Here is a 9,729-nt window from a genome sequence, read left to right on the forward strand (position 1 = left end):
CTTGCCCTCTAACCGATTGCCGTCAAATAGAGTGCTTCGATTGCATCGGCCATGCGGGCAGAGGAGAAGTTCTCGCGCACGTAGCCGCGCAGCATCACCGCTTCTGCTGCAGCGATCGAATGTTCGCTCATAACCCGTTGCATCGACTCGGAAAGTGCCCCTGCGTCGCCGGCCGGCACGAGTCGTTCCGCCGCCGGCCCGAAGATCTCGGGAACGCCCCCGACACGCGTCGCGATCACCGGGCGTCCAGCCGCTGCGGCTTCCAGGACGATATAGGGCAGGGATTCGGCAAGGGATGGCACGACGACGCAGCGTCCATAGCGGAAGGCCTGCCGCGCCGGTCCGGCGCCCGCGAAGGTTACTTGTCCCGACAGCCCCAGGTCGTGCGCCATCGCTTCGAACTCGGCCCTGTCGGGACCGTCGCCCACGATGTAGAGCGTGGCGGGTCGACCGGCGGTATTGAGCACCCTGGCCAGTGCCTCCAGCAGCACATGCACGCCCTTGAGCCGCCGCAGCTCCCCGATGAAGACGAAATCGGCCGCGTCCGGCTCGGGCCAGACCGGGTCGAACTCGTCCTCGCGCAGGCCGTTGTAGGTGACGCTCGTTGCGCAGGTCGGCTTGCCGATGGCGCGCGAGTAGGTCGCCTGCGCATAGGCGCTCTCGAAGATGATGGCGCTGGTGCGGCGCATCAGCAGCCGCTCGAGGCGATGGAAGAGCCGGCCGGACGTCGAGGTCGTACTGAAATGCAGCACGCCTCCATGCGGCGTGTAGTAGACGCCGGAACCGGGCTTCGGACGGGCGGCGAGCCGGGCATGGAACCCGCCCTTGGCCCCATGGCCATGGATCACTTCAATGCCGAGTCGCCGGGCGAGCCCGCCAAGCTTGATCGGAACGATCGCGTCACCCGGACCAAGCAGGCGTGGCATTTCATAGGGATGAATACCGAGCGCCAGGTTTGAGGAGAGCGCGTCGAGCTTGTCCTGCGTCTGCGAGTCGCTGGCCAGAGAATCAACGACGAGCCCGACCTGATGCCCGCGCCGGCTGAGTTCGACCGAGAGGTCGGCGACGTGCCGGAAGAGCCCGCCGACGGGCGCCCGCATGACCTGGAGGATGCGAAGGGGCCGACCGGACGCCGGAGTGGTCATCAGAACCAACGTTCCTCGATGACGATGGTGTCGCCCGGCGCGATCGGATGATCGAGGTCGACGATCCCCCGCGCCATCTCGTTGCCCTGCCGGCGGTAGAGCACGGCGCGGGAGCGGTCGGCGGTGTCGCCGAAGCCGGCGGCGAGCGCGACGGCGGCGCGTACGCTCATGCCGTAGGAGTAGGGGAACTGGCCGGAATTGGCGACGGCGCCCTGGATGAAGAAGGGGCGATACTCGGCCACTTCCACGGCGACATCCGGGTTGCGCATATAGCCGTTGGCGAGCGCCGCCGCGACTCTGCCGGCCGCGGCGCTCGTCGTCTGGTGCCGCACATTGACCGGGCCGACCAGCGGGAACGCGATGGCCCCGCTGTCGTCGACCTTGTAGGTATTGGTCAGGTTCGCGTCGCCATAGACCGTCACCCGCACCGTATCGCCGGAATCGAGCGTATACGGCCCCGTGGGTTCGACGAGGTACGCGGCCGGCCCCGTCGTCGCGCAGGCGGCGAGGGGCAGGAACGGCAGGACGAGCAGGGCAAGGTGCGTGAGGCGCATGAGAATCCCTGAGGATCGAAGCGCCCGCATTGTCGGCATTTCGTGGTTAATACTTTGCTTACGGCAGGGCTCGGCGCTTGCCGAATGCACGAGCCTTAACTGATTGCTTACCATGCCGTCGTCATAAGAGACTCGACCTTGAAGAGGGCCCGAATGAGCAACGTGGAGCAGGTGGCGCGAGAGGCCAGGATCGACGTGGGCGCCATTGCGGCGGCCGTGTTCGCACGTTTGCCGCGCATCATCCTCTTGACCCTGCTGGCCCTGGCGGCAGCCTATGTGGTGCTGCTCTTTACCCCGCGCCTCTATGAATCGACTGCCTCGATCCTCGTCGAGCCGCGCGCCAACATCTACACCCGTGCCACCAACGAGCCTGCCGCGACCCTGACCGGCAACGAGGCGGGCGTCGTTTCCAGCCAGATCGAGCTCCTGAAATCGCGCGACACGTTGCTCGGCGTCGTCGAGGCGACGGATCTGCGCTCCGTGCCGGAGTTCGCCGGCAGCGAGGGTGGGCTCTCCATCGGCGCGGTCGTCAACCGGCTTCTCGGGCGCTCCGCGCAGTCGACGGCCGGAGACGAGACGATCCTGACCAATCTCCTCGGGCGCATGACCGTCGTCCAGCAGCGCGACTCGCGCGTCATCAATATTTCGGTGCGCTCGCGCGATCCTGAACTGGCGGCGCGCCTCGCCAATGCAATTGCGCGCGCCCATGTGGCGCGCCGAGCCGAGCTCTCGCTGACCGACACCGCCAACGCCTCGGACTGGCTGCGCGAGGAAATCGACCGGCTGCGCGTGAGCGTCTCCGAGGCGGAGAAGGCCGTCGCCGAGTTCCGCGTCGACAACGACCTTTTCAGCGGCGCCAACAATACGAGCCTGCTCGACCAGCAGCTCTCGACCATCGCCAACCAGATCACCACCGCCCAGGAGCGCAAGAATCAGGCGCTCTCGCGCGCCGCCATCATTCGGGGACTGGTCGAGCAGGGTCAGGCGATCGATGGCGTGCCGGACGTGCAGCAGTCGGTGGTCATCCAGCAGTTGACGCAGGAACGGGCGCGGCTGCAGGGCGAGCGCGCGCAGCTCTCGGCAACGCTCCTGCCGAACCACCCGAACGTACAGGCCGTCGCCGCCCAGATTTCGGAGCTCGACGCGCAGCTGCGCGAGGAGGCCCGCCGCATCGCGGCCGCGCTCGAGTCTGAGGCCGAGATCGAGGCCAATACCGAGCAATCGCTGCGCGCCGAGCTCGACTCGCTCAAGGGCTCGGCCTCAACCGCGACCCGCGATAACGTGACGCTGCAGGGGCTCATCCGCGAGGCCGACGCGCAACGCGACCTCCTCGAAAGCTATCTTCGCCGCTACAGTGAAGCCGTCTCGCGCACCGACACCAATTCGGCGCTGCCCGATGTGCGGGTGGTAAGCGAAGCGGCGCCCTCGGTGACGCCCGCCTCGCCGCAGTCGACGCTCGTCCTCATCGCCGTCGGCCTTGTGACGCTGGTGAGCCAGGTGGGCATCGTCGTCCTCTCCGAACTGGTCTCCGGCCGCGCCGTTGCCGCCCCGCGGGCAGTCGTAGGGCCCGACGAGGCCGAAAGGGTCGAGCCCATCGAATTGCCCGCCTACGTCGACAAGGACGCTACGCCCGATCCCGAACCGGCGCATCTCGTCCACGAGCCCGAGGCTGACGCCTTCCCCGAAGCGCCCATTGCCCCCGCTGAAGTGGAGGATGTCGAGGCGGACGATCGCATGGTCGAGGACGATGCCCTCCAGGCCGGCGTCCTTGACGAGGATCTGGATGCCGAGCTGACCGGGGAGGCCGAGCCGGTCTATGCGTCACAGGTGACGGCTGACGGAGACGATTTGGAATCCGGTGACATCCAGGGCGAGTCCGCCAGCGTCTCGCCCGCCGAGCCTGGATCGGCGGACCTGCCGGACCATGCCCGGCTTTCTTCCGACCTCGCCCTCGGGCGATGCCGCGTCGTTGTTCTCGCCGGGCATCGCGACGCGATGGACAGCGAGATGCTCGCCGATGTGTTGGCCGAAGAGTCCCTCCAGCGCGGGCTCAGCGTCGCCATTGTCGATGCTGCGAGCGGCCGCACCGGCGGCGACTTCGGCATCGCCGATCTCAGCACAGGCGCGGCCAGCTTCGGCGACGTGGTGCAGAAGTCCACCGACGGCAATTTCGCCGAGGTGCCGTGGGGGCAGGGTAGCTTCTTCGACCGCCGCTCCCCGCGCCCGGCTACCCTTGTCGAGGCGTTGAGCGACATCTATGAGGTGGTGATCGTCGCCACCGGCAAGCTTGGCATGGCCTCGACCCTGCCGGCCTTTGCCGATATCGCCGATCGCATCGTGCTCGTCTCGCAGCACCATGGCGATGCCGAGGACATCGAGGCGCTGCGCCAGGAACTTGCCGCCGCCGGCTATGGTGACGCCGAACTCGTGCGCACGCCCGTCGGCGTCGCGGCGTGAGGGCAGCGTGGGGCTGAAGTATACCGCCATCCGGGCCGTCTTCGAGGCATTGTGGCTCTCGCGCTTGCCGGCGCTCACCCGCACGCTCTCGTCGTGCCGCGGCGTCATATTCACGCTCCACCGCGTGCTGCCCGACACGCCGGCGCCTTTCTCGCCCAACGCCATCCTGCAGGTGCGGCCGGACTTCCTCGACTATTGCATCGAGCGCGTCCGCGCCCTCGACATCGATATCATCACCCTGGACGAAGCGATGGAGCGGCTGCGCAAGCCCAAGGCCGTTCGGCGCTTCGCCGTCTTCACCTTCGACGACGCCTATCGCGACAACCTCGAATACGCTCTGCCGATACTGCGCCGGCAGGACTGCCCCTTCACCCTTTACGTGCCGACCGGCCTGGTCGACGGGGAGGGCGAACTCTGGTGGCAGGCACTGGAGGACATCATCGCGGCCAATAACGAGGTCGTTGCCAACAACGAACGCCTGGCGACCGCAACGCTCGCCGACAAGCAGCAGGCATTCGACACGCTTTACTGGCGCATGCGCAAGATGCCCGAGCCTGACCGGCTCCAGCTGCTCTATCGGTTAGCCGCCCACCACGGCTTTGACCTCGCCGACCAGTGCCGTCGCCTGATCATGGACTGGTCCGAGCTGCGCCAGTTCGCCGACGATCCGCTCTGCACCATCGGCGCGCATACGGTGAAGCACTACGAGCTCGCCAAGTTGCCGCCCGACGAGGCGCGCGAGGAGATCGCCCATTCGGTCGACATTCTGGGCGCGAAGTTCGGCAAGCGCCCGCGGCATTTTTCCTATCCGCTGGGCGGGCCGCTCTCTGCCGGCGAACGTGAGTTCGATCTTGCGCGGGAGCTGGGTCTTGCCACGGCGGTGACCACGCGCCCGGGCGGCCTCTATCCCCACCACCGCGAAACGCCGACGGCGTTGCCGCGTGTCTCCCTCAACGGATTGTTCCAGGAACGCCGTTATGTCGATGTTTTCGCGAGCGGAGCAGTGTTCACCTGGCTCGGACGCATGAACGGCTAGCTCGGCTCGTCAGGCCGCGCCATCCAGCGGATCAACACCATCGCCGGCCATAGCCAGCCGAACCCCGCGACGGCGAAATAGGTGATGTGCACCCACCACGGCAGGTCCGCGAGGACGATCAGGTAGATCGCCGTGGCGAGCACCGCCCAGCCGACGATGGAGCCGAGGAGCAGGAAGGTTCCGAGGAGCTTGCGGTTCGATTGGGTCACGGTGCGTCATTGCGGCTGTTGCATCGTCTTGCCCGTGGGCATACCACTCAGTCGGAACGTCCGATACCGGGAACTGGCCGTGGGCACTGTACAAAATGCCGCAATGAGCGGGGCGCGCACCGTGAGCGACAGCTTGCGGCCGGTGCGCATCTGGCTTTATGGGCTCGCCGCTTTCGTGCTCCTCATCCTCGTCGTCGGCGGCATCACCCGGCTGACGGAATCGGGCCTTTCCATCACCAGCTGGAGGCCGGTCTCCGGTATCATCCCGCCGCTGACGGAAGCCGAATGGCACGCCGAGTTCGAGGCCTACAAGCAGATCCCGCAATATTCGGTCATCAACTCCTGGATGAGCCTTGCCGACTTCAAGCTCATCTTCTTCTGGGAGTGGCTGCACCGGGTGCTGGGGCGCGTACTGGGCCTCCTCTTCATCGTGCCGTTTGCCGTGTTCCTCGTGCAGAAGCGCCTGCCGAGGAGCCTCGCCTGGCCGCTCTTCGGCCTTTTCCTCCTCGGCGGATTCCAGGGATTCCTCGGCTGGTGGATGGTCTCCTCGGGCCTTTCGGAACTGACATCGGTCTCTCAATACCGGCTCGCCGCGCATCTCTGCGCCGCCGCGCTCCTGTTCCTGGCGCTGCTCTATGTTCCCCGCCGCATCACGCCGGGACCGGTGACCGGCCGCATCGAGCGCCGCGATTTCTGGATTGCCGGCGTGCTTTTAGTGCTGCTCTTCATCCAGATCGGGGCGGGTGCGTTCGTTGCCGGGCTCGATGCCGGCATGGGCTACAACACCTGGCCGCTGATGGACGGCGCGCTGATCCCGCAGGGCCTCGGCGTCATGGAGCCGCTCTGGCGCAATTTCTTCGAGAACGCGCTGACCGTGCAGTTCAACCACCGCATGCTCGCCTACGGCATCGTCGCCTATATCGCCGTCGCGATCTGGCTGAAGGCGCGGGCAGGGCGGCTCAACGGCGCTCACGAGTGGCTCGGGCGCATTGGCGTCGGCGTCCTCGCCCAGGTCGGGCTCGGCATCGCGACGCTTCTCATGGCCGTTCCGATCTCGCTTGCCGTCGCCCACCAGGCGGTCGCGTTCCTGCTCGCCGGCATGGTCGTACTCTACATTGCCGATATGCAGCGTGCTGCAAGGATTTAGTATACGGTATTATAATACCGCATACTAACATGCTGAAATCAAACGATAATATCTTTTCGCTTGACGCGCTTTGTGCCGGCCTCTAAATGGCCCGCGAAACTCGCCGTCGCCCGCTTCGCGATGCCGCCGGCAAGCCAGACTTTGCTAAGGACATAAATGATGAAGACTTACTCGGCAAAACCGAGCGAGATCGAGAAGCAGTGGGTCCTGATCGACGCCGAGGGCCTCGTCGTCGGCCGTCTCGCCTCGATCATCGCCTCGCGCCTGCGCGGCAAGCACAAGCCGACCTTCACCCCGCACATGGACATGGGCGACAACATCGTCGTCATCAATGCCGACAAGGTGAAGCTCACCGGCCGCAAGCTCGACCAGCACCGCTTCTACTGGCACACCGGTTACCCCGGCGGGATCAAGGACCGCACCGCCCGCGAACTGCTCGAGGGCCGTTTCCCTCATCGCGTGCTCGAGAACGCCGTGCGCCGCATGATGCCGGGTGGCCCGCTCACCCGCGCCCAGCTCAAGAACTTGCGCGTCTATTCCGGTGCCGAGCACCCGCATGACGCCCAGCAGCCGGTCAAGCTCGACGTGGCTTCCATGAACACCAAGAACGTCAGGGTGAAGTAGCATGACCGAAACCCTCAGCTCCCTCGAAGACCTCGGCACTTCGGCCGCCGCGCCTGTCGTGAACGAGGCGCCCGTCCATGTGCAGAAGCTCGACCAGTACGGTCGCGCCTATGCCACCGGCAAGCGCAAGGACGCGGTCGCCCGCGTCTGGATCAAGCCCGGCTCGGGCAAGGTCACCGTCAACGGCAAGGACTTCGACAAGTACTTCGCCCGCCCGGTGCTCCAGCTCATCGTCAAACAGCCGATCGGCGTTGCCGGCCGTGTCGACCAGTACGACATCGTCGCCACCGTCTCCGGCGGCGGTCTCTCCGGCCAGGCCGGCGCCGTCCGTCACGGCATCTCGCAGGCCCTGACCTTCTATGAGCCGGAACTGCGCGGCGTCCTGAAGAAAGGCGGGTTCCTCACCCGCGACAGCCGCGTCGTCGAGCGCAAGAAGTACGGCCGCGCCAAGGCCCGCCGGTCCTTCCAGTTCTCCAAGCGCTAAGCGCATCGCAATCCTTTCTCGAAGGGCCGGGCAACCGGCCCTTTGCTTTTTGGCGGCACGAATCTCGCATGCCTTTGGCACGCGGGGATAAATCCGGCCAAGCCGTTGCGTCGTATCGGCGCGATAGCAGTGGAAAATTTTACCCCACGGCTCTTCCTTGGAAATCCAGACGGTGCGGCAGGACCAAACGGGGCGTATGCTGTTGACCAAATTTGAGGCGGCCTGCCTTCCGTCAGGGCACCTCGACAATAAGGGCCACGTAAATGACCACTCCCTCCGTATCGCGGGCCGCGCGCCCGCCCAAGCCGTTCTACGCCAGCTTCGGCTTCCAGGTTCTCGCCGCAATGGTGCTCGGGCTGGTGCTCGGCTACATCGCCCGCCAGATGGGCCCGACCGTAGTGGGCGACCCCAATTGGCTGACGCAGACTCTGTCGACCATCGGCTCGCTCTTCGTCCAGCTGCTGCGCGCGCTCGTGCCGGTGCTGATCTTCACCGCCATCGTCGCTTCGATCGCCAACCTGCGCGAGTTGCAGAACGCGGCCAAGCTCGTCTGGCAGACGCTCCTGTGGTTCGCCATCACCGCGCTCATCGCCGTCGTTATCGGCATCGCGCTCGGCCTCATCATCCAGCCGGGCCTGACGGCCGCCGTCACCGAAGAGGCGGCGCGCGCGCCCTCGACCACCGGCTCCTGGCTCGATTTCCTCAAAGGCCTCTTCCCGCAGAACGTCTTCGGCCTGCAGGCCTCGACCCGCGTCACCGACGGCAGCGCGACGACCAGCCTCTCGTTCAACGTGCTGCAGATCCTTGTCGTCTCGATCGCGGTGGGCGTCGCGGCGCTGCGCGTCGGCCCGGCCGCCGAGCCGTTTCTCGAGTTCACCCGCTCGTTCCTCAAGGTCGTGCACAAGCTCCTCTGGTGGGTCATCCGCTTGACCCCGATCGGCACCATCGGGCTCCTCGGCAACGCCGTCGCCGTCTACGGGTGGGATGCGCTGGCCCAGCTCGGCTGGTATTCGGCCGCCATCTATATCGGCCTCGCCATCGTGCTCTTCGCGGTCTATCCGGCGCTGCTCTCGTTCCACGGGCTGAACCCGATCCGCTACTTCCAGGGCGCATGGCCGGCGATCCAGCTGGCGTTCGTGTCGCGCTCCTCGGTCGGCACCATGCCGGTCACCGAGCGGGTGACCGAGAAGAATCTCGGCGTGCCGCGCGAATACGCCGCCTTCGCCGTGCCGCTCGGGGCCACCACCAAGATGGACGGCTGCGCCTCCATCTACCCGGCGATCTCGGCGATCTTCGTCGCCCAGTTCTACGGCATTCCGCTGGGGCTCCAGGAGTACCTGCTTATCGCCTTCGTCTCGGTGCTGGGCTCGGCCGCGACCGCCGGCCTCACCGGCGCGGTGGTGATGCTGACCCTGACGCTCTCGACCCTCGGCCTGCCGCTCGAAGGCGTCGGCCTCTTGCTCGCCGTCGACCCGATCCTCGACATGGGCCGCACCGCGGTCAACGTCGCCGGCCAGGCGCTGGTGCCCACCATCGTCGCCAAGCGCGAGGGTATCCTCGACCAGGAAGCCTACGACCGCGGGGAGGGCATCGAGGAACTCGACGCCAGCCCCACGCCGGCGGAGTAGGGCAGGTACTAAAGGGAGGCTTCGGCCTCCCTTTTCGTTTGGCAGCACGAAACCCCGCCCGGCCATGTGGCCTGCGGTTGATGAGGTGGGCGGCAACGGGCGGGCTTATACCCGGGGACCGAAGCTTCAAAAAGGAAAGGTGGGCTTTCACCCGCCCGTTGCACGGGGATTTCTCGACCGGGGCGACAAGAGACGGCCCAGCGATGTCTTTGCGCTGTTTGGGATGACCGCCCGTCCCCGCCTGTCCAGCCTCCACCGGGGCGACCCCCGGCAGACACCCGCTCCCAGAACCCGGTGGCAGGCGAGACGGTCCCCGTGCACGAGTGAACCGTCCGACCTGCCACCGGCCGCCGGCAACTCGTACTTGCCGCGCCCGGCGAAGGGATGGGTGTGAGTATGGGGCAGGTGGAAGCTGCGGGGATAAGTTTTTAATTCCACACCAGAT

At 66.3% G+C, this 9,729-nt stretch carries 9 protein-coding genes; 6 read left to right on the forward strand and 3 right to left on the reverse strand.

Annotated features, from left to right (window positions below):
* Positions 1–8 precede the first annotated feature (8 nt).
* Entirely contained in the window at positions 9–1,145 is a 1,137-nt protein-coding gene (locus tag VE25_RS04005) for a glycosyltransferase (protein WP_046107309.1), read from the reverse strand.
* Positions 1,145–1,699, reverse strand: a complete 555-nt coding sequence (locus tag VE25_RS04010; RefSeq protein WP_052731711.1) for a polysaccharide biosynthesis/export family protein — start codon at positions 1,697–1,699, stop codon at positions 1,145–1,147. Before VE25_RS04010 ends, VE25_RS04005 begins: the two co-directional genes overlap by 1 nt.
* 153 nt (positions 1,700–1,852) lie before the next feature.
* Here VE25_RS04010 and VE25_RS04015 point away from each other — a divergent pair, with 153 nt between their 5' ends.
* Positions 1,853–4,156 (forward strand): GumC family protein, encoded by a 2,304-nt coding sequence (locus VE25_RS04015; RefSeq protein ID WP_046107310.1) that lies wholly within the window; start codon positions 1,853–1,855, stop codon positions 4,154–4,156.
* Between the two features lie 7 nt (positions 4,157–4,163).
* Positions 4,164–5,192: a polysaccharide deacetylase family protein gene (locus tag VE25_RS04020; protein WP_160299945.1), complete on the forward strand. Its 1,029-nt coding sequence runs from the start codon at positions 4,164–4,166 to the stop codon at positions 5,190–5,192.
* Here the strand turns inward: VE25_RS04020 and VE25_RS04025 are convergent.
* Positions 5,189–5,401, reverse strand: a complete 213-nt coding sequence (locus VE25_RS04025; protein ID WP_046107312.1) for a DUF2842 domain-containing protein — start codon at positions 5,399–5,401, stop codon at positions 5,189–5,191. The genes VE25_RS04020 and VE25_RS04025 overlap by 4 nt on opposite strands.
* 121 nt (positions 5,402–5,522) lie before the next feature.
* Here VE25_RS04025 and VE25_RS04030 point away from each other — a divergent pair, with 121 nt between their 5' ends.
* The 4 genes from VE25_RS04030 to VE25_RS04045 all read left to right on the forward strand — a co-directional run bounded on the left by VE25_RS04030 (position 5,523) and on the right by VE25_RS04045 (position 9,284).
* The gene (locus VE25_RS04030; RefSeq protein WP_244466862.1) at positions 5,523–6,548 is read left to right on the forward strand and encodes a COX15/CtaA family protein; all 1,026 of its coding nucleotides are present in this window, start codon (positions 5,523–5,525) and stop codon (positions 6,546–6,548) included.
* A 159-nt stretch (positions 6,549–6,707) separates the two neighbouring features.
* The gene (gene rplM, locus VE25_RS04035; RefSeq protein ID WP_046107314.1) at positions 6,708–7,172 is read left to right on the forward strand and encodes a 50S ribosomal protein L13; all 465 of its coding nucleotides are present in this window, start codon (positions 6,708–6,710) and stop codon (positions 7,170–7,172) included.
* 1 nt (position 7,173) lies between these two features.
* Positions 7,174–7,656 (forward strand): 30S ribosomal protein S9, encoded by a 483-nt coding sequence (gene rpsI / locus VE25_RS04040; protein WP_046107315.1) that lies wholly within the window; start codon positions 7,174–7,176, stop codon positions 7,654–7,656.
* A gap of 263 nt (positions 7,657–7,919) precedes the next feature.
* Entirely contained in the window at positions 7,920–9,284 is a 1,365-nt protein-coding gene (locus VE25_RS04045; RefSeq protein ID WP_046107316.1) for a dicarboxylate/amino acid:cation symporter, read from the forward strand.
* Positions 9,285–9,729 lie beyond the last annotated feature (445 nt).

The sequence above is a fragment of the Devosia geojensis genome (assembly GCF_000969415.1).
In the GTDB taxonomy this organism is placed as follows: Bacteria; Pseudomonadota; Alphaproteobacteria; order Rhizobiales; family Devosiaceae; genus Devosia; species Devosia geojensis.

Coding starts and splice junctions, on each gene's coding strand:
- VE25_RS04005 (WP_046107309.1), bottom strand. CDS start 1,145: ATGACCACTCCGGCGTCCGGTCGGCCCCTTCGCATCCTCCAGGTCATG.
- VE25_RS04010 (WP_052731711.1), bottom strand. CDS start 1,699: ATGCGCCTCACGCACCTTGCCCTGCTCGTCCTGCCGTTCCTGCCCCTC.
- VE25_RS04015 (WP_046107310.1), top strand. CDS start 1,853: ATGAGCAACGTGGAGCAGGTGGCGCGAGAGGCCAGGATCGACGTGGGC.
- rplM (WP_046107314.1), top strand. CDS start 6,708: ATGAAGACTTACTCGGCAAAACCGAGCGAGATCGAGAAGCAGTGGGTC.
- rpsI (WP_046107315.1), top strand. CDS start 7,174: ATGACCGAAACCCTCAGCTCCCTCGAAGACCTCGGCACTTCGGCCGCC.
- VE25_RS04045 (WP_046107316.1), top strand. CDS start 7,920: ATGACCACTCCCTCCGTATCGCGGGCCGCGCGCCCGCCCAAGCCGTTC.